Origin of the sequence: Paracoccus sp. 22332, assembly GCF_052045125.1 — a bacterium.
In the GTDB taxonomy this organism is placed as follows: Bacteria; Pseudomonadota; Alphaproteobacteria; order Rhodobacterales; family Rhodobacteraceae; genus Paracoccus; species Paracoccus haematequi_A.
The window spans coordinates 312,199-337,334 of the sequence record NZ_JBQEOI010000002.1; the positions used below are offsets into that span (position 1 = coordinate 312,199).

Annotated in this window: 21 protein-coding genes; 14 read left to right on the forward strand and 7 right to left on the reverse strand. The window is 68.7% G+C overall.

The window, feature by feature from the left end:
- Positions 1 to 3: 3 nt before the first annotated feature.
- Genes ACTJI6_RS03605 through ACTJI6_RS03615 form a run of 3 tightly spaced genes read left to right on the forward strand, consistent with a single transcriptional unit; the run spans position 4 to position 3,280 of the window.
- Positions 4 to 1,005 carry an ABC transporter ATP-binding protein gene (locus ACTJI6_RS03605; protein ID WP_440797905.1) on the forward strand — a complete coding sequence of 334 codons (1,002 nt, stop codon included), beginning with the start codon at positions 4 to 6 and terminating at the stop codon, positions 1,003 to 1,005.
- Complete coding sequence (locus tag ACTJI6_RS03610) at positions 1,005 to 1,778, forward strand: L-iditol 2-dehydrogenase (protein WP_440797907.1); 774 nt, start codon at positions 1,005 to 1,007, stop codon at positions 1,776 to 1,778. Before ACTJI6_RS03605 ends, ACTJI6_RS03610 begins: the two co-directional genes overlap by 1 nt.
- A 29-nt stretch (positions 1,779 to 1,807) precedes the next feature.
- Positions 1,808 to 3,280, forward strand: coding sequence for a mannitol dehydrogenase family protein (locus ACTJI6_RS03615; protein ID WP_440797909.1), 1,473 nt, complete (start codon positions 1,808 to 1,810; stop codon positions 3,278 to 3,280).
- 50 nt (positions 3,281 to 3,330) lie between these two features.
- Here ACTJI6_RS03615 and ACTJI6_RS03620 read toward each other — a convergent pair whose 3' ends face one another.
- The 4 genes from ACTJI6_RS03620 to ACTJI6_RS03635 form a co-directional block, all read right to left on the reverse strand.
- Positions 3,331 to 3,981 carry a YjbF family lipoprotein gene (locus ACTJI6_RS03620; RefSeq protein ID WP_440797911.1) on the reverse strand — a complete coding sequence of 217 codons (651 nt, stop codon included), beginning with the start codon at positions 3,979 to 3,981 and terminating at the stop codon, positions 3,331 to 3,333.
- Positions 3,981 to 6,152: a YjbH domain-containing protein gene (locus ACTJI6_RS03625; protein ID WP_440797913.1), complete on the reverse strand. Its 2,172-nt coding sequence runs from the start codon at positions 6,150 to 6,152 to the stop codon at positions 3,981 to 3,983. Before ACTJI6_RS03625 ends, ACTJI6_RS03620 begins: the two co-directional genes overlap by 1 nt.
- A 116-nt stretch (positions 6,153 to 6,268) precedes the next feature.
- On the reverse strand, positions 6,269 to 7,153 hold the full coding sequence (locus ACTJI6_RS03630; RefSeq protein WP_440797915.1) for a COG3650 family protein: 885 nt from the start codon (positions 7,151 to 7,153) through the stop codon (positions 6,269 to 6,271).
- Positions 7,154 to 7,258: 105 nt separating this feature from the next.
- The gene (locus tag ACTJI6_RS03635; RefSeq protein WP_440797916.1) at positions 7,259 to 8,641 is read right to left on the reverse strand and encodes an L-serine ammonia-lyase; all 1,383 of its coding nucleotides are present in this window, start codon (positions 8,639 to 8,641) and stop codon (positions 7,259 to 7,261) included.
- Between the two features lie 230 nt (positions 8,642 to 8,871).
- Here ACTJI6_RS03635 and dusB point away from each other — a divergent pair, with 230 nt between their 5' ends.
- From dusB to hflX, 9 genes are all read left to right on the forward strand, one after another.
- Positions 8,872 to 9,870, forward strand: coding sequence for a tRNA dihydrouridine synthase DusB (gene dusB / locus ACTJI6_RS03640; RefSeq protein WP_440797918.1), 999 nt, complete (start codon positions 8,872 to 8,874; stop codon positions 9,868 to 9,870).
- Positions 9,867 to 10,985, forward strand: coding sequence for a two-component system sensor histidine kinase NtrB (locus ACTJI6_RS03645; RefSeq protein ID WP_126155327.1), 1,119 nt, complete (start codon positions 9,867 to 9,869; stop codon positions 10,983 to 10,985). Before dusB ends, ACTJI6_RS03645 begins: the two co-directional genes overlap by 4 nt.
- Before the next feature lie 11 nt (positions 10,986 to 10,996).
- Complete coding sequence (locus tag ACTJI6_RS03650; protein ID WP_440797921.1) at positions 10,997 to 12,451, forward strand: response regulator; 1,455 nt, start codon at positions 10,997 to 10,999, stop codon at positions 12,449 to 12,451.
- 72 nt (positions 12,452 to 12,523) lie between these two features.
- Positions 12,524 to 14,788, forward strand: a complete 2,265-nt coding sequence (locus ACTJI6_RS03655) for an ATP-binding protein (RefSeq protein WP_440797923.1) — start codon at positions 12,524 to 12,526, stop codon at positions 14,786 to 14,788.
- Positions 14,785 to 16,176, forward strand: coding sequence for a nitrogen assimilation response regulator NtrX (ntrX, locus tag ACTJI6_RS03660; protein WP_440797925.1), 1,392 nt, complete (start codon positions 14,785 to 14,787; stop codon positions 16,174 to 16,176). The genes ACTJI6_RS03655 and ntrX overlap by 4 nt, the downstream gene beginning before the upstream one ends.
- A 64-nt stretch (positions 16,177 to 16,240) precedes the next feature.
- Positions 16,241 to 17,617 carry a Trk system potassium transporter TrkA gene (trkA, locus tag ACTJI6_RS03665; protein ID WP_126155323.1) on the forward strand — a complete coding sequence of 459 codons (1,377 nt, stop codon included), beginning with the start codon at positions 16,241 to 16,243 and terminating at the stop codon, positions 17,615 to 17,617.
- Positions 17,618 to 17,623: 6 nt separating this feature from the next.
- A complete protein-coding gene (locus tag ACTJI6_RS03670; protein WP_440797927.1) occupies positions 17,624 to 19,252 on the forward strand; it encodes a potassium transporter TrkG in 1,629 nt (542 codons plus the stop codon).
- Positions 19,253 to 19,346: 94 nt separating this feature from the next.
- The gene (gene hfq, locus ACTJI6_RS03675) at positions 19,347 to 19,580 is read left to right on the forward strand and encodes an RNA chaperone Hfq (protein WP_020949330.1); all 234 of its coding nucleotides are present in this window, start codon (positions 19,347 to 19,349) and stop codon (positions 19,578 to 19,580) included.
- Complete coding sequence (hflX, locus tag ACTJI6_RS03680; protein WP_440797930.1) at positions 19,581 to 20,891, forward strand: GTPase HflX; 1,311 nt, start codon at positions 19,581 to 19,583, stop codon at positions 20,889 to 20,891.
- A gap of 4 nt (positions 20,892 to 20,895) precedes the next feature.
- Here hflX and ACTJI6_RS03685 read toward each other — a convergent pair whose 3' ends face one another.
- Genes ACTJI6_RS03685 through ACTJI6_RS03695 form a run of 3 tightly spaced genes read right to left on the reverse strand, consistent with a single transcriptional unit; the run spans position 20,896 to position 23,146 of the window.
- Positions 20,896 to 21,537, reverse strand: coding sequence for a uracil-DNA glycosylase (locus tag ACTJI6_RS03685; RefSeq protein WP_440797932.1), 642 nt, complete (start codon positions 21,535 to 21,537; stop codon positions 20,896 to 20,898).
- The gene (trpD, locus tag ACTJI6_RS03690; RefSeq protein WP_126155319.1) at positions 21,534 to 22,559 is read right to left on the reverse strand and encodes an anthranilate phosphoribosyltransferase; all 1,026 of its coding nucleotides are present in this window, start codon (positions 22,557 to 22,559) and stop codon (positions 21,534 to 21,536) included. The genes ACTJI6_RS03685 and trpD overlap by 4 nt, the downstream gene beginning before the upstream one ends.
- Complete coding sequence (locus tag ACTJI6_RS03695) at positions 22,556 to 23,146, reverse strand: anthranilate synthase component II (protein WP_440797934.1); 591 nt, start codon at positions 23,144 to 23,146, stop codon at positions 22,556 to 22,558. Before ACTJI6_RS03695 ends, trpD begins: the two co-directional genes overlap by 4 nt.
- Positions 23,147 to 23,250: 104 nt before the next feature.
- On the opposite strand from ACTJI6_RS03695, the gene ACTJI6_RS03700 reads away from it, so the two are divergent.
- Together ACTJI6_RS03700 and ACTJI6_RS03705 are read left to right on the forward strand one after the other, a co-directional pair.
- Positions 23,251 to 23,910: a hypothetical protein gene (locus ACTJI6_RS03700; RefSeq protein WP_440797936.1), complete on the forward strand. Its 660-nt coding sequence runs from the start codon at positions 23,251 to 23,253 to the stop codon at positions 23,908 to 23,910.
- Positions 23,903 to 25,087 carry an aminotransferase gene (locus tag ACTJI6_RS03705; RefSeq protein WP_440797938.1) on the forward strand — a complete coding sequence of 395 codons (1,185 nt, stop codon included), beginning with the start codon at positions 23,903 to 23,905 and terminating at the stop codon, positions 25,085 to 25,087. The genes ACTJI6_RS03700 and ACTJI6_RS03705 overlap by 8 nt, the downstream gene beginning before the upstream one ends.
- Positions 25,088 to 25,136 lie beyond the last annotated feature (49 nt).

The following is a 25,136-nucleotide window of genomic DNA, read 5'->3' on the forward strand; positions in this document are numbered from 1 at the left end:
GACATGGGACAGATAACCCTGCAAGGCGTGGCCAAGCGCTTCGGCGAGGTCGAGGTGATCCCGCCGCTGGACCTGGCCATCGACGACGGCGAGTTCGTGGTCTTCGTCGGCCCGTCCGGCTGCGGCAAGTCCACCCTGCTGCGCCTGATCGCCGGGCTTGAGGACGTGAGCGGCGGGCAGATCCTGATCGACGGCAAGGACGCCACCGATGCCTCGCCTGCCAAGCGCGGGCTGGCGATGGTGTTCCAGTCCTATGCGCTTTACCCGCACATGTCGGTCAGGAAGAACATCGCCTTTCCGATGAAGATGGCGGGCGTGCCGCAGGACGAACAGAACCGCCGGATCGAAGCCGCCGCCAAGGCGCTGAACCTGACCGACTACCTCGACCGCCGCCCCGGCCAGTTGTCGGGCGGGCAGCGCCAGCGCGTGGCCATCGGCCGCGCCATCGTGCGCGAGCCGGCGGCGTTCCTGTTCGACGAACCGCTGTCGAACCTGGACGCCGCCCTGCGCGTGGGGATGCGGCTGGAAATCAGCGAGTTGCACAACCGCCTGAAGACGACCATGATCTATGTCACCCACGACCAGGTCGAGGCGATGACCATGGCCGACAAGATCGTGGTCCTGCAAGCGGGCCGGATCGAGCAGGTGGGCAGCCCGCTGGATCTGTATCACAGCCCCCGCAACGTCTTCGTGGCGGGCTTCATCGGCAGCCCGAAGATGAACCTCTTTTCCGGCGGCCCGGCGGCGGAATACGGCGCCCAGACCATCGGCGTGCGCCCCGAACACATCCGCATCTCGGCCACCGAGGGCAAGTGGAAGGGCCGCATCGGCGTCAGCGAACACCTGGGGTCCGACAGCTTCTTCTATGTCGAGGATACCGGCCTGGCGGAAACCGTCACCGTCCGGTCCACCGGAGAGGTCAACCTGCATCACGGCGACACTGTCTGGCTGACACCGGACGAAGACAAGATCCACAAATTCGACAAGAACGGAGACCGCATCTGATGCGACGACTGGACGGCAAGCGCGCGCTGATCACCGGCGCGGCGCGGGGCATCGGGCTGGAATTCGCCCGTGCCTATCTGGCCGAAGGCGCCCGCGTGGCGATCTGCGACATCAACATCGACGCGGCGCGCCAGGCGGCGGATGGTCTGGGCGAAGGCGCCATCGCCGTGCGGCTGGACGTGACCGACCAGGCCTCCATCGACGCCTGCGTGACCGAGGTCGAAGGGGCCTTCGGCGGCATCGACATCCTGGTCAACAACGCCGCCCTGTTCACCGCCGCGCCCATCGTGGAAATCGCCCGCGCCGATTACGACCGCATCTTCGCGGTCAACGTGTCGGGCACGCTGTTCATGATGCAGGCCGTCGCGCGCGGCATGATCGAACGCGGGCAGGGCGGCAAGATCATCAACATGGCTTCCCAGGCCGGGCGGCGGGGCGAGGCCCTGGTGGCCGTCTATTGCGCCAGCAAGGCCGCTGTCATCAGCCTGACGCAATCGGCGGGGCTGAACCTGATCGGGCACGGCATCAACGTCAACGCCATCGCGCCCGGCGTGGTGGATGGAGAGCATTGGGACGGCGTGGACGCCTTCTTCGCCAAGTATGAAGGCAAGGCCCCCGGCCAGAAGAAGCGCGAGGTCGGCGCCGCCGTGCCCTTCGGTCGCATGGGCGCCGCCGCCGACCTGACCGGCATGGCGATCTTCCTGGCCTCGTCCGAGGCCGAATACATCGTCGCCCAGACCTACAACGTCGATGGCGGCAACTGGATGAGCTGAGGCTTGTCCCCCAGAAGAAAGGTTCGGCCATGGCCGTCTCATTGAACGCATCCGCCCTGCATGACCTTCCCGATTCCGTTGGCCGCCCCCGCTACGACCGCGCGGCGCTGCGCCCCGGCATCCTTCATGTCGGCGTCGGGAACTTTCACCGCGCGCATATGGCCTATTACCTGGACCGTCTGTTCGACATGGACGCGGGGCAGGACTGGGCGCTGATCGGCGCGGGTGTGCGCCCCGGCGATGCGGCGATGCGCGACCGGCTTGCCGCGCAGGACTGGCTGACCACGGTGGTCGAGCTGGATCCGAACGGGCTGAGCGCCCGCGTGATCGGGTCAATGATCGACTTCGTGCCGGTCGATCCGCAGGCGGTCATCGCCGCCATGGCCGACCCGGCGATCCGCATCGTGTCGCTGACCATCACCGAAGGTGGGTATTACGTCGATGCCAAGACCGACGGGTTTGATGCCGCCCATCCCGACATCGCCCATGACGCGGCCAATCCCGACGCGCCGAAGACGGTTTTCAGCATGATCCTGGCCGCGCTGCGGCGCAGGCGGGATGCGGGGATCGAGCCTTTCACGGTGATGTCCTGCGACAACCTGCCGGAAAACGGCCATGTCTGCGCGCGCACGGTGACGGAACTGGCGCAACTGTCCGACCCCGATCTGGCCGAATGGGTCCGGCGCAAGGTGGCGTTCCCCAATTCCATGGTCGACTGCATCACCCCGGCCACCTCGGACCGCGAACGCGCCCTGGTCCGCGACCGCTTCGGCATCGCCGACGCAGCCCCCGTGGTCTGCGAGCCGTTCCGCCAATGGGTGCTGGAGGATCACTTCCCCCAAGGCCGCCCGCCGCTGGAGAAGGTCGGCGCCGAATTCGTGGCCGATGTCAGCAAGCATGAACTGATGAAGCTGCGGATCCTGAACGGGGGGCACGCGGCCATCGCCTATCCCTCGGCGCTGCTGGGCCATCACTTCGTCCACGACGCCATGGCCGACCCGCAAATCGCCGCCTGGCTGCGCGCGGTCGAGGAACGAGAGATCATTCCGTCCCTGCAACCGATCCCCGGCGTCAGCTATGACGACTACCTGGATCTGATCGTCAGCCGCTTCGCCAACCCCGAGGTGGGCGACACGATCCCTCGCCTGTGTCTGGACGGGTCGAACCGGCAGCCGAAATTCATCCTGCCGACGCTGGCCGACGCGCTGAAATCCGACGCGGTTATCGACGGCCTGGCGCAAGAGGTCGCCTTCTGGTGCCGTTACTGCGAACGGACGGACGAGTCCGGGAACCAGATCGCGCCCAATGACGACAACAGCGACACGCTGCGCGACTATGCCCTCGCCGCGCGCCGCGACCCGCTGGCCTTTCTGGCGAACGAGACGGTGTTCGGTCCGCTTGCCGCCAATCCGCGCTTCCAAGAGGCTTTCGCCCGCAGGCTGAAGATCGTGCAGGATCAGGGCGTGCGCGCCGCCATCGACAGCTATCTGTCGGGCAAGTGAAAAAAAACCGGCCCGCATGGGCCGGTTCTTCGTCGATCACGGTCGTCGTTTCAGTTCCGCAGCGTCTGGATCGTGACATAGCCCAGGGCCGGGCCGACCCATTGGCGCGACACCGGGATCTGGCCGCCCTGCACCATATAGCTGTTCTGGAAGCGGGCGCCATGGCCTTGGCAGGATTCCACGATCACGCCGGGGCGGGGGCCTGCGCCCACGGTGCAGGCGAACTGCAAAGGCCGCTCCAGCCCGTCGCCCGACAGATAGCGCATGACGCGCGTGCCGCTGCCTGAACCGCCCGCGCGGATCAGCCCTTCGGTTCCCGGCTCGGCCACCGACAGGTCGTTGCCCAGCCCGCGTGTGCCGACCAGCATTCCGTTCCGCAGGATCACCGCTTCTTCGGACGGGGTCATGAAGGTGCGCATGGCGCCGTTCTGGCCTGTCATCGCCATGACCTGCGTGCGGTCCAGGTTCTCGAAGCCGACCTGAATCAGCGGACCGGGATTGATGCGCAAGGCCTCGGCCGCCGCTTCCTGAGGGGATTTGGCGGGGGCGGCAGGCTGACCCCCGGCGCGGCGTTCGGCCACCACCTGACCGGCGGTCTGGGCCAGCATGCCCAGCGGACCCGGACCCCGGCCATCGTTTCCGCAGGCCGCAAGCCCGGCCAGCACGGAAGCCGCCAGCGTGATCTTCAACGCGCCGTTCATCATCGCCAGAACCTCCCCCAGCCTTCGTAAAGTTCGACGGAATGGCTTTCGCGAACCCGTTCATACAAGCGGTCGTTGACATTCAGTTGCGCCCCGCCGTCGCGCGACAGTGACCGCAGGCTGGAATTCACCCGTTCGCGCGACGCCTGTCCGGTTGCCCAGCCCAGCGGGATCGACAGGCTGACGCCCTTGTCGAAGCTGCCTTCGCCGAATTCCTCGGCCGATAGGTCGGTCTTGGTCGCATAGGCGCCGACCCGCCAGCCATTCGCGAATTCGCGGGACAGGCTGATGGTCGCGCCCTTGTCGCCCGCCAGATACTTGCCGACATCCACTTGCGCGATGAAGCCTTGGAACTCGTAATAGGCCGAGACATGGCCCATCGTCACCTCGTAGTCGCGGAAATCGAACAACTGGTCGAAGTCGCGTTTCTTGACGTGATTGATCTCGGCTCCCAGTGCCAGGGGCGATCCCGCAGGCTTCCACAGCACCTCGGTCGAGACGCCGCCGAAGGCGCGTTCCAGCAGACCGGCGGTCACGCGGGTATAGACAGTGGGGGTGGGCTTCGCGAAATAGGCCAGCGTCAGTTCCGGGATCACCGGATTGGGGTTGTCGCTGTACATGCGGGCATCCGACCGCACCCGGGGCATCCCGTCGGGCGTGGTTTCCAGCGAGGGGTCGGCCAGATATTCGTCATAGCTGTAGCGCCGACCGTCGATGGTGGGACCGCGCCGTTCGATGTTGCCGAAGGCCCGCTGGCGCAGAGCGCCGGTCGCGACAAGCCCCGGCATGATCTCGTAGCTGGCGCGGGCCTGGGCGCCCGCCTCGTAGCTGACCCCGTCCTGCGCGCTGAAGACGCCCAGACTGAAATACGGCCTGACGGACCAGCGGAAGCGCGGATAGACCCCTTCGCTGCGCACCAGGCCCGGCGCGCGGGCCGGAGCATCCGTCAGGGCCGAGGCATTGGCGATCTGGCCTGCCTCGGTATTCTCAAGCCGTTCCACATCGGACCGGCGCAGGGTGACCGAGGAGGTGGGAATGCCCTCGGTGGTCGAGGTGATCACGAAGGTCTCGACCGAAGGGGGCAGGGCGCGGGTCATCAGGCGCGCGGTGCGGCCGATGGCCTCGGCCTGGCTGATGTAGCGCCCGTTGCGCAGCCGGACCTCGGCCCGGTTGGCCGTCAGCGCCATGCTTTCCAGCGTCTGGCCTTCCTTGCGCATCGCATCCCCAAGGGCGGTCTGGATGGCGGGCTGCGCGGTCGGATCCTGCGCCCAGACGCCCGACCAGCCATCGGGATCGGCCTGCGGGGCCGGGCGCGGGCGCACCGGCGCCGGAGCCTTTTCCAGACCCGAGGGGTAGGGCGATTGGCGTGGGTTCAGCAGCAACGAGAACTGCGCCCCGAAGGTCTGCCCCCCGATGGTGTAAAGCCCGGCCTCGTAATTCTGGCCGAAGCGGTAATAGGCGGCCAGGTTCAGGTTGCTGCCCGGCTCCTCGCCCTGCTGATAGACCGCGCCGTTGCTGTATTTCGCGATATAGTCGTTGTTCGAGTATTCCGCGACCAGGTTCAGTCGGTCATTGACCTGCCAGCTGACCGAGGCAAAGGGCTTTGCGCCGCCCCGGAACCAGTCGTCCACATTGGGTTTGCCGCCCTCGTCGTCGATGTCGATCGTGCGAGGCTTGCCCGCCAGGACGCCCCAGCCCAGACCGGCCGAGACGCGGATGCTGGGCGTCACCGACTTGGTGGCGACGATATATTCCCCCGAGTAGACGCCGGTGCCCAGCAGATCCTGCAAGCCCACGGCGACGGCCGGGCGCCAGCCCTGCTCATCCAGCACCTGATAGCGCAGGTCCAGCGACCGGTCCGTGATCGCATTGTTGTCGGCCTCCGGGATGCCGTCGACCCGCGAATACCGCAGGACCGTCGTCAGCTTCGGAAGCGCCTGGAACACCACGCTGCTGCGGCGGCTGTAGTCAGACCAGGACACCGTCGCGCCCAGCGTGCCGTCCGGCAAGGTTTCGGCCGTCGGCGTGTCGATGCCGCCCGCCAGACCATAGGTGGACATGTTCCGCGCATACAGCGGATCGGCCACGGCGGTGGTGCCGGCCGACCCCAGCACCAGGGCCACGGGCAGGGTTGTCGCCATCAGGCGTCGGATAAGGGGAGATCGGCGCATGGCGTGTCCTCGTTTCGGCTTTGGCCGGATCATAGACGGCAAACCGCCCCGCCGACAGCCCGCCGCGCACCAGGCTTTGCCGGGTGCGGCATGGCTGCCGCAGGGCGGCCGGGTCGTCATTCGGCGGGTTCGGTTGGCGTCGGCGTCGCTGAGTCCGAGGCCGCGCCGGTCGATCCTGCGGGCGGCAGGGTGCGCAGTTCGGGGACGATCGGGGCGGATGCCCCGGTTTCCGCAGCCGGGGAGGCGGGCGCGGAGTCCGGCGTGGCTGCCGCGGCGGGCGGCGGAGGCAGGTCGCCGGTGCCCTCGGATGCCGGGGCGGGGGTCGCTGCGGGCGCCGGGGTGGTCGCCGTGGGGGTGGGTGTCGTCGCTGCCGGTGCGGCGGGCGCGGTCTCGGCCGGTGCAGGCGTCGGCGCGGGGCGCGTTGCCGCCGGGCGGGTGGCGACCGGGGTTGCGCGCGGGGCCGCCGGGGCGGGCGCCTTGATGGCCGCGACGGCGGTCGCCACCTCGGGCGCGGCGGGGCCTGCGCAGCCTGCGTTTGTCTTGCCCGATACGGTCAGCCGCGCGGTGAAGGGGAAGTCCTGTCCCGACATGCTGTCCTGGCATTCGCTGGCCCGGATGTTCAGCACGAAGGGACGGCCTGCATGGACGCCTACATATTCCACGCCCTGCGCGAAATTCAGGCGGTTCACGCGGATCGCGCGGCCCTTCTGGTTGTCGGGCGTCTTGTAGATCGCGGTGCTGCCGGCCACGTCCACGGCCCAGAACGGCTCGTTCCCGCGCGCGCTGAAAGCGGCGGTGTTATAGGTCGCGGCTTCGGCGGTGGATACAGGCCTGGCCTCGGTCCCGGTTTCGATGGGCTGTTCCAGAGGGGACACGCCGGGGGGGCCTTTGTGGCCTTCGACCTGGGGCGCGGCCGCCGTGGGAAGGCCCGGAAGGGTCACGCCCTCGCAGGCGGCCAGAGGCAGGGTCATCAGCGCGATGAGTGCAAGACGCGGTGTCATCGGTCAGCCTTCTTTGGGGATCACTGTCACCCCAGCGTTAGCAACCGCCGCGCGGCGGCACAAGCGGATGGCGGCCCTGGCGGCGACAGCCCGCCGCCAGGGCGATCAACAATTCGGGACGTTGACCGCCAGCCCGCCCAGCGATGTTTCCTTGTATTTGTCCGACATGTCGCGGCCCGTCTGGCGCATCGTCTCGATGGCGGCGTCCAGCGGCACGAAATGGCTGCCGTCGCCGCGCAGGGACAGGCTGGCTGCGCTGACTGCCTTGATCGCGCCCAGACCGTTTCGTTCGATGCAGGGCACCTGCACCAGGCCGCGCACCGGGTCGCAGGTCATGCCCAGGTGATGTTCCAGCGCGATCTCGGCCGCGTTTTCCACCTGTTCCGGCGTGCCGCCCAGGACCGCCGCCAGACCCGCCGCGGCCATCGCCGACGCGCTGCCGACCTCGGCCTGGCACCCGGCCTCGGCGCCCGAGATGCTGGCGTTGTGCTTGACCAGCCCGCCGATGGCCGCCGCCGTCAGCAGGAATTCGGGAATGTCGCGTTCGGACGCGCCGGGCACATGGTCCAGCCAGTAGCGGATCACGGCGGGAACCGTGCCCGCCGCGCCATTGGTGGGCGCGGTGACGACCTGGCCGCCAGCCGCGTTCTCCTCGTTCACGGCCATGGCATAGGTGGACATCCAGTCGTTGATGACATGGGGCGCGGTCAGGTTCATGCCGCGTTCGGCCCGCAGCTTTTCGTGGATCGCCTTGGCGCGGCGCCTGACCGACAGCCCGCCTGGCAGGATGCCGTCGGTGGTCAGCCCCCGGTCCATGCAGTCCCGCATCACCTGCCAGATCCGCATCAGCCCGTCGCGGATCTCGGCGTCCGAGCGGAACACCCGTTCGTTGTCATGCTTCATCCGCGCGATGGACTTGCCCGAGGACGCGGCCATCTCCAGCATCTCGGCTGCGCTGGAGAACGGGTAGGGCACCTTGGGCGCATCGTCGCTGCGTTTTTCGTCCCCCTTGCGGGCCAGTTCATCGTCGGTCAGCACGAAGCCGCCGCCGATGGAATAATAGATGCGGTGGAAGATCACGTCGCCTTGGGCGTCGGTGGCCGACAGCGTCATGCCGTTCGCATGTCCCGGCAGCGCATGGTCGAAATCGAAGCGCAGGTCGCGGTCGGGGTCGAAGACCAGATCGCCCAGCCCCTCGGGCGACAGGATGCGGGTGGCGCGGTTTGCGGCAAGGGCGGATTCGGCGGCATCGGCGTCCAGGGTGGCCGGCACGAAGCCTGCCAGGCCCAGGATCGTCGCGCGGTCGGTCGCATGGCCTTTGCCGGTAAAGGCAAGGCTGCCGTGCAGGCTGGCCTTCAGCCCATGCGCCCTGAAGGGCTGCTGGCGCAGCTCGTCCAGGAACCGCGCACCCGCCACCATCGGCCCCATCGTATGCGACGACGACGGGCCCACGCCCACCTTGAACAGATCGAAAACCGACAGGAACATGCGTCCCCCTTGCAATGAAGCCTCTATCTAAACATGTGCAGGGCCGGGCTGCCACGGTGATTGCGGCAAGGCTGCGGGATCTTCGCGACAGGACGGATCGCGCTGGCCCTGCCTTAAAATCGGGCTTATTGATTAAAATACAGGCAGCTCTGCGGATGGTTAAAGAAGCGGCATCCCTGCCCGCAACCGCTGGCTTGCGGCCCGCTTGGGTCAAGGCGAAGGAACAGGACATGCAGTTCGGCGAACCGATCATTCTTGGCGACATGCGGCTTGGCCCGCCGGTGTTTCTTGCACCGATGGCGGGAATCACCGATCTGCCGTTTCGCCGCGCCGTTGCGCGATACGGCGCCGGGCTGATGGTCAGCGAGATGGTCGCCTCGACCGAAATGGTGACGCCGCGCCCGTCCACCCGCGCGGCCGTCCGCGCCAAGGCCCTGACCGAAGGGGCGCTGCCCGTCAGCGTCCAGATCGCCGGTCGCGAGGCGGGGGCGATGGCCGAAACGGCGCGCATCGTCGCGGGCATGGGCGCGCGGATCGTCGACATCAACATGGGCTGCCCGGCCAAGAAGGTCACCGGCGGGCTGTCCGGCGCGGCGCTGATGCGCGATCTGGACCACGCGCTTGGCTTGATCGACGCGGTGGTGGGCGCCGTATCCGTGCCTGTGACGCTCAAGATGCGGCTGGGCTGGGACGAGGATTGCCTGAACGCCGCCGATCTGGCCCGCCGCGCGACCGATGCGGGCGTCAGGATGCTGACCGTACATGGCCGGACTCGGGCGCAGTTCTACAAGGGCCAGGCCGACTGGACCCGGATCCGGGCGGTGGCGAACCTGCCGGGCCGCCCGCCGCTGGTCGCCAATGGCGATGTCGTGGACGCGGCCTCGGCGCGGGCGGCGCTTGCGGCCTCGGGCGCCGAGGCGGTGATGGTCGGGCGCGGCGCGCAGGGCGCGCCCTGGCGGCTGGCGCGGATCGCCCACGACCTGACCGGCAGCCCCGCGCCGCAGGTGCCGCAGGGCGATGCCCTGGCCGACGCGGTGGCCGAGCATTACGAGGACATGCTGGATTTCTATGGCACCGACCTGGGCCTGCGCGTCGCGCGCAAGCATCTGGGCTGGTATGCCGATGCGAACGGGGCGCCGCTGCGCGACCAGATGCTGCGCGCGGACAGCCCGGCGGCGGCGCTGGCCCTGATCCGCCAGGCCTTTTCCGACGCGCCGGTGGCCGCATGACGCGGGGCAGCCCGACCGGATTTGCGCAGGCGCGCCCTGGTCCGGGCTGGGACGCCCTGCCGTTGCCCGCCCTGGTCCTGGACGACCAGGGCCGGGTCGCCGCCATGAACGACGCGGCCGAGTTCTGGCTGAACATGTCGCGCAACTCCACCATCGGGCGGGTTCTGGACAGCGACGACATGCGGACCCGGCTGCGCATTCAGCCGTCCCTGTCGCCGCTGGTCGCCCGCGTGATGCGCAGCGACGAGGCGCTGTATCAGCCCAATGTCTGCTTCGAGATCGGCGACCGCGCGGGCGGCCACCAGGAACGCCGCGCCGCCGTCCATGCCGGTTCCGCCGCCGATATCGGCGGGGCGGTGTCCCTGCTGCTGGTGCCGCTGGACGAGGCCGGGCTGCAATCGCAAAGCCGCGCCGTGCGCACCGCCGCCCGCAGCGCCATCGGCATGGCCGAAATGCTGGCGCACGAGATCAAGAACCCCCTGGCGGGCATTCGGGGCGCGGCGCAGCTGATCGGCATGAACGCCCCGCCCGAGGACCGCGAGATGGCCGAGATGATCGTCAGCGAATCGAAGCGCATCGTATCGCTGCTGGAACAGGTGGAACGCTTCGGTGACACCTCGGCCCCGAACCTGCGGGCGATCAATGTCCATGACGTGCTGGAAAAGGTCCGCCGGTCCGCCGCCGTGGGATTCGCCCGCAAGATCGGCATCGTGGCGGAATACGACCCGTCCTTGCCCGACGCCCTGGCCGATGCCGACCAGTTGACCCAGGTTTGCCTGAACCTGGTCAAGAACGCGGCCGAGGCGCTGAAGGACACCGACCAGCCCGTGATCCGCCTGCGCAGCTTCTATGATCACAGCCTGCGCCTGCCCCCGGACGAGACCGACCCGACCGGACGCCCGCTGCCCCTTCAGATCGAGATCGAGGATAACGGCCCCGGCCTGCCCCCCGCCATCGCCGATCAGGTGTTCGAGCCCTTCGTGTCGGGCCGGGAAAACGGTACCGGGCTGGGGCTGGCGCTTGTCAGCAAGATCATCACCGACCACGGCGCGCTGATCCGGGTGGACTCGCGCCCCGGCCGCACCGTTTTCCGCATCTCATTGCCCAAGGCATAAGGACCGACGCCATGGACGGAACCGTTCTGATCGCCGACGACGACCGCACCATCCGCACCGTGCTGACCCAGGCGCTGACCCGCGCGGGCTGCCGGGTCCATGCCACGGGCAGCCTGGCGCAGCTGTCGAAATGGGTCGAGGAAGGGCGCGGCGATCTGGTCATCACCGACGTGATGATGCCCGACGGCAACGGCATCGACCGCATCCCGGCGATCCGCGACGCGCGGCCCGACCTGCCGGTGATCGTGATCTCGGCACAGAATACCATCGTCACCGCCATCCGCGCGACCGAGGCCGAGGCCTTCGAATACCTGCCCAAGCCCTTCGACCTGCCCGACCTGATGGCCAAGGCGAACCAGGCGCTGTCGCGCCGCCCGCGCAAATCGGACCCGCTGCCCGATGCCGCCGCCCCGCGCCCCGCCGCCGATCCGGCAATGCCGCTGATCGGCCATGCCCCGGCGATGCAGTCGCTGTTCCGCATGGTGGCGCGGATCCTCAATGCCGATCTGCCGGTGCTGATCGCGGGCGAACCCGGCGTCGGCAAGACCACGATCGCGCGGTCCTTCCACGACCTGTCCGACCGCCGCGACCAGGGGCTGGCGATCCTGACCTCCGCCGATGCGGGCGACGAGGCGATCTCGCGGGCCGCCGACAAGGCGCGGGGCGGCACGATCCTGATCGAAAACCCGGCGGGCTTCGACGCCGCCGCGCAGGCCCGCCTGATCGGGCTGATCGAATCGCTGGAAAGCGGACCGGACCGCGCCATGGCGCCGCGCATCGTCGCGACCACCGGGCCGGATCCCCAGGCGGACGTGGCGGCGGGGCGACTGCGGTCGGATCTGTATTACCGGCTGGCCGGTGTGACGGTCACGGTGCCGCCGCTGCGGGCGCGGGTCGATGACATCCTGCCGCTGGCCGCGCATCTGCTGGCCCGTGCGGCGACCCAGGGCTTGCCCGACCGCGCCCTGGGCGATGACGCGGCCGCCCTGCTGCGCGTCCATGCCTTTCCCGGCAATGTGCGCGAGCTGGAAAACATGATGCGCCGCCTGGCCCTGACCGCCAGCGGCCCCACCATCACCGCCGCCGAGATGCGCGAGGCCCTGACCCAGCAGGGCGCCACCCGCGCGGCCCCCCTGACAGTCGTGCCCGCGCCGCCGCCGTCGTCGGCGGCCGAGGGCGCCGGTCCCGCGCCTTATCAACTGGGCGGCGGCAACGGCCCCCTGTCGGATTCGGTCGAGGCGCATCTGCAACGCTATTTCGACCTGCATGGCGACAGCCTGCCGCCCCCCGGCCTCTATGACCGCATCCTGCGAGAGATCGAGCGTCCGCTGTTGCAGGTCGCCCTGGACGCGACCGGCGGCAACCAGCTGAGATGCGCCGATCTGCTGGGCATAAACCGCAATACCCTGCGCAAGAAGCTGACCGAACTGAATATCGAGGTGACACGGCGCCGCAAACTGATGTAAAACCGCCACAGGGGCAGCGCCATCCGTATCGGCGCTGCAACAGAAAGCCGCGTCAGACGGCAGGCGGGGGCAATGGCAGGTGCCGCATCAGGGCTGAGCTGGGACAGGCTCGCACGGGTTACGTTGCCGCGTCATTGGCGCGGCGCCATGGCGTTCGGCATGCTGGCCGTCGGGCTGCTGCTGGCGGGCGCCACGATGACGGTGCTGGGGCCGCTGGCCCAGGGCGCCGAAAGCCGGATGCTGCGGCTGATCCTGCTGCTGGATCTGGCCTATCTGATCGTTCTTATCGGGCTCATCGTGCTGCGCATGGCGCGGCTGATCACCGCGCGGCGCAAGACCGCCGCCGGATCGCGGCTGCACGCGCGGCTGGTGCTGATCTTTGCGGGGCTGGCCCTGGTTCCCACGGTGCTGGTCGCGCTGTTCGCGGGGTTTCTGGTCAATATCGGGCTTGAAGGCTGGTTCTCGGGTCGGGTGCAGCAGGTGGTCACCACATCCCAGGCCGCCGCCGAAGCCTATCAAGAGGAACACCGCCGCGACCTGATCCAGGACGCCACCGCCCTGGCCAGCGTGCTGACCCAGGCGGGCCGCGCCAATCCGATGATCGAGGACGCCGAGATGCGGCAGCTTCTGGTCCAAGGTCAGGCGCTGATCCAGCGGGGCCTGCGCGAGGCCTATATCATCAACGGCGCAGGCGAAATCCGCGCGCGGGGCGAACGGTCCTATCTGTTCTGGTACGAGGCCCCCGACAGCGGCGACCTGGACCGTGCCCAGTCCGACGGCGTGGTCCTGATCGAGGATTGGGAGAACAACGAATTCCGCGCCCTGGTGGCCCTGCCGCCGCTGGCCGACCGTTACCTGTATGTGACCCGCGATGTGGACGGCGCGCTGCTGGGGCTGGTGGATGACACCCGCGCGACGGTCGGCAGCTATCGCCAGCTTGAACAGACCCGCAGCCAGGTACTGTTCGAATTTTCGCTGGTCTACCTGGCCTTCGCGCTGCTGCTGGTCGCGGCCGCGGTGCTGCTGGGGCTGTGGTTCGCGTCTCGCCTGTCGCGGCCCATCGGCCTGCTGGCCCAGGCCAGCGAACGGGTGGGGCATGGCGACCTGGACGTGCAGGTGCCCGAACCCGATACGGGGGACGAGATCCAGACCCTGGGCCAATCCTTCAACCGCATGACCCGGCAGCTCAAGGCGCAGCGGGCCGAACTGGTGGACAGCTATCGCGTCAGCGACGAACAGCGGCGGCTGTTCGACAACGTGCTGTCCTCGGTCACCTCGGGCGTGATCGGGCTGGACGCGGCCGGAGAAATCGATTTCGTGAACCGATCCGCCAGCCGGTTGCTGGGGCTGGACCCGAAACGCGACATCGACGCCCTGCTGTCCGAGGCCGTGCCGGAATTCGCGCCGCTGTTCGACCGCCTGTCGGCATCCGTCGCGGAAACCGTGCAGGACGAGGTGCGCCTGATGCGCGAAGGCCGCGTGGAAAGCCTGCTGGTGCGCATGGCCGTGCGGCGCGGCACGGACGGCGATCTGGAGGGCTATGTGGTGGCCTTCGACGACGTGACCGAGCTTGTGACCGCGCAGCGCATGGCCGCCTGGGGCGACGTCGCCCGCCGCGTCGCGCACGAGATCAAGAACCCGCTGACGCCGATCCAGCTGTCCGCCGAACGCCTGCGCCGCAAGTTCGGCAGGCTGGCGTCGCCCGAGGACAAGGCCTCGCTGGATCAGTATACCGACGTGATCATCCGCCAGACCGGCGACCTGCGCCGGATCGTGGACGAATTCAGCCGCTTCGCCCGGATGCCCGAACCCGACCGGGCCGAGATCGACTTGGCCGGGCTGCTGCGCGAGGTTGCGCTGCTGCAGCAGGACGCGCTGAAAGGCGCGCTTGCAACCGACATTCCCGACCAGCCGGTGATCGTCGATTGCGACGCGGGAATGCTGCGCCAAGCCTTCACGAACCTGGTGAAGAATGCCGGAGAAGCTGTTGAGGAAAAATCGGAAAACCCGCCCGAAGACTGGGCGCCCCAAATAACGGTCGACATGCGGGCCGACCACGACGCGGTGACGATCCGCATCGCCGACAACGGCCCCGGCCTGCCCGCAGATCGTTCGCGGCTGTTCGAACCCTATGTCACCCTGAAGGCGGGGGGTACCGGACTGGGCCTGCCCATCGTCAAGAAGATCGTCGAGGAACATGGCGGCAGCCTGTCGCTGTCCGACCGGCCCGATGGCCAGGGGGCGGTCGCCGAAATCCGCCTGCCGCGGGAACGCCATCCCGTGCGCGGCGCGCAACGCAAGATAAAAGCAAAAGAAGACGAGGCAGCACCGATATGAGCGATATCCTGATCGTTGACGACGAACGCGACATCCGCGAACTGGTGGCGGATATCCTGAAGGACGAGGGGTTCGAGACGCGCGTCGCCGCGAACTCGGACGAGGCGATCGCCGCCCTGAACGATCGCCAGCCCGCGCTGATGGTGCTGGACATCTGGCTGAAGGACAGCCGCATGGACGGCATCGACATCCTGAAGCAGGTCAAGCGCAACAACCCCGACGTGCCGGTCATCATCATCTCGGGGCATGGCAACATTGAAATTGCGGTCGCGGCGATCAAGCAGGGCGCCTATGACTTCATCGAAAAGCCCTTCAACATCGACCAGCTGATGGTGGTGGTGAACCGGGCGATGGAGACCAGCCGCCTGCGGCGCGAGAACAGCAGCTTGCGGCGCGGCGGCGACCGGGCGGCGGAAATGCTGGGCCAGTCCGTCGCCTTCAAGCGGCTGCGCGATGCCCTGGACAAGGTCGCCAAGTCGAACGGCCGGGTGATGCTGGCGGGCGAGCCGGGCACGGGCAAGGAAATGGCCGCCCGCTATATCCACGCCCACAGCCCGCGCGCCTCGGCCCCCTTCGTCACCGTTCCCTGCGCCACCATCGAACCGGAACGGATGGAGGAGGTTCTGTTCGGCCGCGAGACAGCCGAGCGCGGCATTGAACCCGGCCTGCTGGAACAGGCCCATGGCGGTGTCATCTATTTCGACGAAGTCGGCGATATGCCCATGGGAACGCAGCCGAAAATCCTGCGCGTGTTGACCGAACAGCAGTTCGTGCGGGCAGGGGGGGCGGACCGGGTGCGGGTCGATCTGCGGGTGATCTCGTCCACCAATCGCGATCTGCCGGCGGAAATCGCGGCGGGCCGGTTCCGGCAGGAACTGTACGACCGGCTGAACGTGGTGCCGGTGGCCGTGCCCTCGCTGGTGGAACGGCGCGACGACATCGGCCTGCTGGCGCGCCATTTCATCGACCATTTCCACCGCAGCCAGGGTTTGACCCCGCGCGAACTGCCCGAGGAAACCGTGGCTGCCCTGCAATCCATGCGCTGGCCGGGCAATATCCGCCAGTTGCGCAACGTCATCGAACGCGTGCTGATCCTGGCCGAGGAAAGCGGCCCGATCCAGCCCGCCGAACTGGAACCCCAGGGCGCCACGCCCGACAACAGCGACGCCCTGGCCCTGGGTCCGCAGATCACCGCCATGGCCCTGCGCGAAGCGCGAGAGATGTTCGAACGCGAATACCTGGTGGCCCAGATCAACCGCTTCGGCGGCAATATCAGCCGCACCGCGCAATTCGTGGGAATGGAGCGCAGCGCATTGCATCGCAAGCTGAAATCGCTGGGCGTGGTCGGCGGAATGCGGGCCGAGGACGAATTGCTGATGGGCAAGTAGCACGGTTGCGCCATGCGCGGCGGCACCGTAGGCAGGGGGCGGCTCGGGCGGCAGGGGGACGGCCATGAAGATCATCATCTGCGGCGCGGGACAGGTCGGCTGGCAGATCGCCCGCCACCTGTCGGGCGAACGCAACGACGTGACCGTGATCGACAACAATGCCGAACTGATCCGCCGCGCCACCGACGCCCTGGACGTGCAGGGCGTCACCGGCTTTGCCAGCCATCCCGACGTGCTTGACAGCGCGGGCGCCCGCGACGCCGACCTGATCATCGCCGCCACCCATTCGGACGAGGTGAACATGGTCACCTGCCAGGTCGCCCATTCGATCTTCCAGGTGCCGCGCAAGATCGCCCGGTTGCGCAGCAGCGCCTATCTGGATGCGATCTATTCGGACCTCTACAGCACCTCTCACCTGCCCATCGACGTGGTGATCAGCCCGGAACGCGAGGTCGCGAACGCCGCCCTGCAACGGCTGTCCGCGCCGTCCACCTTCGACGTGGAAACCTTCATGGGCGGCAAGGTGCAGCTTCTGGGCATCCTGCTGGAGGAGGACTGCCCCGCGCTGAACACCCCCCTGCGCCAGCTGAGCGACCTGTTTTCCAGCCTGCGCGCCATCGTCGCCGGGGTCCGCCGCCAGGGGCGGCTGTTCGCGCCGGAACCGGGCGACCAGCTGTTCGCCCATGACCAGATCTATGTTTTCAGCCATCGTGAGGATGTGGGCCGCACGTTGGAGATCTTCGGCAAGCCGCCGTTGAAGCAGGAACGCGTGGCGATCATCGGCGCGGGCAATGTGGGCCTTGCCGTGGCCCAGGCGCTTGAGGCGCGGCCCGACCGGATCCGCGCCAAGCTGATCGAACGCGACCGCAGCCGCGCGGAATTCGCCGCCGACCGGCTGGAACGGACCATCGTGCTGAACGGCGACGGGCTGTCCGCCGAACTGCTGGAGGAAGCGGCCGTTCCCACAGCCGACGCGGTGCTGGCGGTGACGGACGACGACAAGACCAACATCCTGGCCTCGGTCCGGGCCAAGCAGGCGGGGGCAAAGCTGGCCATCGCGCTGATCAACGACCCGACCATGGTGCCGCTGATGGAGGTGCTGGACATCGACGCCTATATCAACCCGCGCGCCACCACCGTGTCCACCATCCTGCGCCATATCCGCCATGGCCGGGTCCGCGACATCTATTCCATCGGCGACGCCGAGGCCGAGGTGATCGAGGCGCAGGCCCTGTCGACCTCGCCCATATCGGGCCGGGCGATCCGCGACATCGAATTTCCCGAGGGCGTGCTGATCGGCGCGGTGCAAAAGGGCGACCGCATCGTCAAGCCCGCCCCCGACACCCGCATCGAGGAGGGCGACGTGATCCTGATGTTCGCCCTGACCAAGGACGTGCCAGAGGTCGAGCGCCTGTTGCAGGTCTCGATCGACTTTTTCTGACGCGCCATGGCCGTGCTGCTGCGCCTGCCGCTGTTCGTCCTGCTGGCCGCGATGACCGGGCTGGCGATGATGCTGCCCGCAGCCTATGCCTCGGTCCACAACAACGACGCACTGGCGCGCGACTTCTTCTATTCGGGGCTGCTGGTGCTGGTCGTGGCGGGGCTGATCGGGCTGGCGACCGCCGCCAATCCGCGCCGGACGCGCCCGCGCGACACGCTGCTGACCATGCTGGCCGTCTATGCCGGGATGCCGCTGATCATGGCGCTGCCCTTTTCCGAGGCGATGCCCGATACCGGCCTGTTCAACGCCTGGTGGGAAATGACCTCGGCGCTGACGACCACCGGGGCATCGCTGTATTCGGCCGACCTGCTGCCGATGCCGCTGCATCTGTGGCGGGCGATGGCGGGCTGGATGGGCGGGTTCTTCATCCTGGCCGCCGCCACCGCGATCCTGGCGCCCCTGCATATCGGCGGGTTCGAGATCATGGCCCAGCCCTATGGCCGCCGCGAATATCTGGAACGCCTGCCTCGATCCGCCGATCCGCTGGACCGCAACCCGCATCTGTCTGCGCCCGGCTTCCAGACGGTGCTGACCCATCCCCATTACCGGCTGATGCGATCCGCAACGGCGGTCTTTCCGGTCTATGCGGGGCTGACGCTGGCCCTGTGGCTGATCCTGCTGGTGCTGGGCGATCCGGGCCTGATCGCATTGTGTCGGGCGATGGGAACGCTGTCGACCAGCGGCATTTCCCCGGTCCTCGGCCCGCCCGGCGTCAGTTCGGGACTGCCGGGCGAGATGGCGGTGTTCCTGTTCCTGATCCCCGCCTTGTCGCGCCGCTTCTGGCCCGGCGGCGGCGCCCTGCGCGCCACCGACCGGCTGGTCGACGATCCCGAACTGAAGATGGCGGCGGGTTTCGTGGCCCTGGTCGCGCTGTCGCTGTTCGCCCGGCATTTCCTGGGGGCCATCGACAGCGCCCGCGCGCCCGACGGATCGCCGGAAATCCTGCACGACCTGCGCAGCGGGCTTGCCGCCTTCTGGGGCGGGCTGTTCAACAGCCTCAGCTATCTGACGACGACCGGCTGGACCTCGATCGACTGGCAGGGCGCGCGGGCCTGGTCGGGACTGACCTCGCCCGGCCTGATCCTGGCGGGGCTGGCGATGATGGGCGGTGGCGTCGCCACCACGGCGGGTGGGGTCAAGCTGCTGCGGGTCTATGCCCTGGCGCGGCACGGGCAGCGGGAAATGGAACGGATCGTGCATCCGAACTCGATTGCCGGCGGTGGCCAGATCGCCCGGCGGCTGCGGCGCGAGGGGGCCTATCTGGCCTTCATCTTCTTCATGCTGTTCGCGACCTCGATCGCGGTCTGCGTGGCCCTGGTGTCGATCCAGCGGATCGAGATCGAGACGGCGACGATCCTGTCCATCGCCGCGCTGACCAATACCGGCCCGCTGGCCGCCGCGATCCCCCTGACCCCCGCTTTCGAGGCCACGGCGGGCATCGCATCCGCCCCCTGGGAGGGCTGGTCGGGCCTGCCGCCCTTCACCAAGGCGGTGCTGGCAGGGGCGATGATCGTCGGGCGCATGGAAACCCTGGCGGTCCTGGCGCTGTTTTCGCCGCAGTTCTGGCGCCGTTAGGCCGTAACGGTCCGGCAGCCCGACACGCTTGCAAGGGCCGCATCAACCGCATAGATGTGAAATTCGACCGGGACAGTAAAAAACGGAAACAAGAATGGCTGGCGACAAGCAGAACTTGCAGGACGCATTTCTCAACCATGTCCGCAAGGCGAAGGTGCCCGTCACGATCTTCCTGATCAACGGCGTCAAGTTGCAGGGCGTCATCACATGGTTCGATAATTTCTGCGTTCTGCTGCGCCGCGACGGCCAGTCCCAGCTGGTTTACAAGCACGCCATCAGCACGATCATGCCGGGCCAGCCCATTTCGCTGTACGAAGGCGAGGACTGATTGGCCGAACCCACCCCGACCGAGGCTCGGCCGACCCGCGCCTATGTCATCCATCCCGACCTGGCCGCGCGCACCCAGCGGCGCGAACCCGAACATGCCCTGGCCGAGGCGGTGGCGCTGGCCCATGCCCTGCCGGGCATCGAGATCGTCGGAGACGAGGTCGCGCGCCTGCGCAAGCCCGATCCGGGCCGGTTGTTCGGCAAGGGCAAGCTGGCCGAGATCGGCGAGCGCCTGGACGCGGCCGAGGTCGATCTGGTGTTGATCGACGGCCCGGTCAGCCCCGTGCAGCAGCGCAACCTGGAAAAGGACTGGGGCGTCAAGCTTCTGGACCGGACCGGGCTGATCCTGGAAATTTTCGCCGACCGCGCGCGGACGCGGGAGGGCGTGTTGCAGGTGGAACTGGCCGCGCTGTCCTATCAGCGGACGCGGCTGGTGCGCGCCTGGACCCACCTGGAACGTCAGCGGGGCGGGCTTGGCTTTGTCGGCGGTCCCGGCGAGACGCAGATCGAGGCCGACCGCCGCGCCATCGACGAACAGATGACCCGGCTGCGCCGGCAGCTTGAGCGGGTCGTGAAGACCCGCACCCTGCACCGCGCCGCACGGGCCAAGGTGCCCTATCCCATCGTGGCGCTTGTGGGCTACACGAACGCCGGGAAGTCCACGCTGTTCAACCGCCTGACCGGGGCCGAGGTTCTGGCCAAGGACATGCTGTTCGCGACCCTGGACCCGACCATGCGGGCGATCCGCCTGCCCGGCGCCGGGGGCGGGCAGGGGCGCAAGATCATCCTGTCCGATACCGTGGGCTTCATCAGCGACCTGCCGACCGAACTGGTCGCCGCCTTCCGCGCCACCTTGGAGGAGGTGCTGGAAGCCGACCTGATCCTGCATGTCCGCGACATCAGCCACCCCGAGACCGAGGAACAGGCCGCCGACGTGGCCGAGATTCTGGAGTCTCTGGGTGTCGATGAGGATGTGGCACTGATCGAGGTCTGGAACAAGATCGACGCCCTGTCCGCCGACACGCGCGCGGCCCTGCGCCGTACGGATGAGCGCACCCAGGGCATCCAGGCAGTCAGCGCGCTGACGGGCGAGGGGTTGGACGACCTGACCTCGGCCATCGACGCGCATCTGTCCGAGGTTCTGGACGAACCGAAGACGACCGACACGGTGACGCTGCCCTTTTCTGACGGCCGCCGCCGCGCTTGGCTTCACGAGGCTGGCGTGGTTCAGCGCGAGGAATCGGCTGAGAACGGCTTGACGCTGCATCTGTTGTGGACCGAACGCCAGAAGGCGGGCTTCGAGGCGCTGTAGCGCGTCATCGCGCCGCCCAGTCGACCGGCTGCCGCCCCTGCTGTTCAAGCCACGTATTGATCCGCGAAAACGGCCTGCTGCCAAAGAACCCCCGCCGCGCGGACAGGGGCGAGGGATGCGCCGTTGCGATCACCAGATCCTGCGGTCGGGGCAGGCCCGCCACCGCCTTCTGCGCATGGGCGCCCCACAGCAGGAAGGCCAGCGGCCCGTGCTTCTGCGCCTCGGTTACGGCATCGCGGGCCAGGCGGTCCCAGCCCCATTTGGCGTGGCGTCCGGCATCGCCCGGCGGCACCGACAGCGAGGTGTTCAGCAGCAGCACCCCCTGCCGCGCCCAACCCGACAGGTCGCCCGTAGCGGGGGCCTCGCCGATGTCGTCGCGCAGTTCGGTGAAGATATTCTTCAGCGACCGGGGCAGGGCAATGTCGGGCGCGACCGAGAAGGCCAGCCCGTTCGCATGGCCGGGCGTGGGATAGGGATCCTGGCCCAGGATCACCACGCGCACCCGTTCCGGTGGAGTCGCATCAAGCGCGGCAAAGACCAGGGCGGGGCCGGGCAGCCAGTCGTCCAGCCCTTCCAGCCGGTCGCGGATCGTGGGCCAATCCTGTTGGAAAAAGGGCAGGTGGTCCCAGGCCTTGGGGGGCCTCATGCCTCGGGCGCCCCGGTGACCTGGGCCAGCCGGTCCAGCCGCGCCTTGGCCGCGCCGCTGTCGATGGCTTCCGCCGCCATCGCGGCCCCCTCGCGCAGGTCCCGGACCTTTTCCGCGATCAGCAGCGCAGCGGCCGCGTTCAGCAGCACCGCATCGCGATAGGCACCGCGTTCGCCACCCAGCAGGGCGCGGAAGGCGGCGGCGTTTTCGTGGGGTTCGCCGCCGATGATCGCCTCGAACGGGTGGCGGGGCAGGCCCGCATCCTCGGGCGTGACGGTGAATTCGCTGATCTCGCCGTCCTTCAGCGCCGCGACATGGGTGTCGCCGGCGATGCTGATCTCGTCCGTGCCGTCCGCGCCATGGACCAGCCAGGCGGCGTCGCTGCCCAGATCGCGCAGAACCTCGGCCATGGGGCGGATCCATCGCGCGCTGAACGTCCCCGTCAGCTGCCGCCGGACCGAGGCCGGATTTGTCAACGGTCCCAGCAGGTTGAACACGGTTCTTGTGCCCAGTTCCGCGCGCGGCGGGCCGACATGGCGCATCGCCGGATGATGCATGGGCGCCATCATGAAGCAGATGCCCGCGTCGCGGATCGCCGATTGCGCGACCGCAGGTCCGCCCATCACGTTGATGCCCATCTGCGTCAGGGCGTCCGCCGCGCCCGATTTCGATGACAGGTTGCGGTTGCCGTGCTTGGCGACCGGCACGCCCGCGCCCGCCACCACGAAGGCCGTCGCGGTCGAGATGTTCAGCGTGCCCTTGCCGTCCCCGCCGGTGCCCACGATGTCGATGGCGCCTTCGGGGGCGTGGACGCGGTTCATGCGCTTGCGCATGGCACGGGCGGCGGCGGCGATTTCGTCGACCGTCTCGCCCCGCACGCGCAGGGCCATCAGCAGCCCGCCGATCTGGGCAGGCGTCGCCGCGCCGTCGAACAGGGCGGAAAAGGCGGCCTCGGCCTCGTCGGCGGTCAGGGGGCGGGTGGCGGCGATGCCGATCAGCGGGCGGATGTCGGTGGGGGTCATGCCGCCGCCTTTCGCGGCGCGCAGCGGGCCAGGAAGGTGCGGATCATGTCGTGCCCGTGTTCGGACGCGATGGATTCGGGATGGAACTGCACGCCCTCGATGGGCAGGGCCTCGTGGATCAGGCCCATGATGGTCCCGTCGTCCGAGGTGGCGGTGACGCGCAGGCAGTTGGGCAGGCTGTCGGGTTCGACCGTCAGCGAATGATACCGGGTGGCCGTCACCGGGGACGGCAGGCCCGCGAACACCCCCGTGCCGTCATGGCTGATCGCGTCGGTCTTGCCGTGCATGATGCGGTTCGCGCGCACGACCTTGCCGCCGAACGCCTCTCCGATCGCCTGGTGGCCCAGGCAGACGCCCAGCAGCGGGATCGCGCGGTCGGCGGCCGCCCGGATCAGGTCCAGGCAGATGCCCGCCTGCGCCGGATCGCAGGGACCGGGAGAGATCACGATTCCGTCAGGTTGCATCGCCAGGGCATCGTCCACCGTCAGGGCGTCGTTGCGGCGCACCACGACCTCGGCCCCGGCCTCGGCCAGGTAATGCACGAGGTTCCAGGTGAAGCTGTCGTAATTGTCGATCAGAAGGATCATGATGGGCGCCCTGATATGGTGGCGGTTTCCCCGCCTGAACGGGTCCGCTATAGATGGTCCAAAGCGCGCCGGGGGGTCAAGACCGGCGGGACAAGAAGGGGCATATGGCACGCGGTTTCTGGACAGGTTTGTTGCATGGCGGCGCGGTCAGCGTCGCCGCCGTGGCCGCGCTGTCGCTGGCCGCGCCTCTGCCGGTTCCTACGCCTGAAGCCGTGCCGCAGCCCGAACCGGCCACGGCGGCGGAACCTGCGGCCGAACCTGCGACGGCGGCCGTTCCCGAACCGGCCCCCGCCGCCGTGGAACCGCAGCCCGCCGATGCGCCGGTCGCGGAGTCGGTCGGCCTGCCGGTCGGGTCGGAATTCGGGCGGGGCGGCGATCTGGCGCTCAGCCTGCCCGCGCCGCTGGCCCAGGACCGCCCCAGCCAGGCCGAGGCGCCCGCCGTCGTGGCGCCGACCTCGGAACCCGCGCCGGTGGCGGTGACGGTCGCCGATCCGCGCCCGCAGCCTGCCGGCGAACGGGACGGGCCGGTGCAGACCGCGCCCGCTGAGGGCGAGGATGCGCCGCAGGTGGACCGCCCCGCCGTGATGGCCCAGCCCGCCGCGCCAGCCGCCCCGGACCGGGCGGTGGCGGATGCGCCGGACGCCGCGCCCGCGATGCCCGTCGATCTTCCGGCCGCACATCCCGCGCCGGGCCTGCCGGCCCCGGCGCTCGACCTGTCGCTGCCACCGGATCTGTCCGATCTGCAAGGCCTGTCGCGTGACTGATGCCGCCCCGCTGAACCCGGCTTTGGCCGCGACCTTCGCGCCCCCGGTGATGGATGCGCGGCGCTGGCTGGCGGGCGCGAGCTTTCCGCCCGATCGCCCGCTGATCAATGTCAGCCAGGCTGCCCCCGTCGACCCGCCGCCCCTGGCGCTGCGTCAGGCAATGGCCGATGCCGCGCTGAATCGGCCCGAGGCGCATCTCTATGGCCCGGTCCTGGGCAATCCCGACCTGCGCGCGGCGGTCGCGGCGGATTTTTCCCGCAGCTATGGCGGCGCGGTGGACTCCGCGCAGGTGGCGATCACGCAAGGCTGCAACCAGGCCTTTTGTGCGGCCATCGCCACGCTGGCGCAGGCGGGGGATCAGGTGATCCTGCCGACGCCCTGGTATTTCAACCACAAGATGTGGCTGGACATGCAGGGCATCGGCGCGCTGCCCTTGGCCTGCGGCGACGACCTGCTGCCCGATCCCGAACGGGCGGCGGACCTGATCGGGCCGCGCTGTCGGGCCATCGTGCTGGTGACGCCGAACAACCCCTCGGGCGCGGAATATCCCGCCGAACTGGTGGCGCGGTTCTTCGATCTGGCCCGGCGGCACGGGCTGGCGCTGATCCTGGACGAGACCTATCGCGATTTCGACACCCGCGGCGGGCCGCCGCACGACCTGCTGACGCGGCCCGGCTGGGACCGGACGGTGATCCAGCTTTACAGCTTTTCCAAGGCCTATCGCCTGACGGGACACCGGGTCGGCGCGCTGATCACAGCGCCCGGCCGGATGGCGCAGGTCGAGAAATTCCTGGACACGGTGGCGATCTCGACCTCGCAACTGGGCCAGATCGGTGCGCTGTGGGGGATGAAGCATCTGCGCGACTGGCTGGCCGGCGAGCGGGCCGAGATCCTGGCGCGGCGGGATGCGACCGTCGCGGCGATCCGCACGCTGCCGCGCTGGCGGGTCAAAAGCGCCGGAGCCTATTTCGCCTGGGTGGAACATCCGCTGGCCGAATCCTCGGCCGATCTGGCGCGACGCATGGTGACCGATATCGGCGTTCTGGCTCTGCCGGGCACGATGTTCGTGCCGCCAGACGATCCCGCCGGGCCACGTCATCTGCGTATCGCCTTTGCCAATATCGGCGCGGACGGGATCGCCGCCCTGGCTGAACGGCTGCGGGGCCTGTCCGGCTGACAGGCTTGTCGCGGCCCCCCGCGCGCCCTAAAGAAACCCGACACGATCA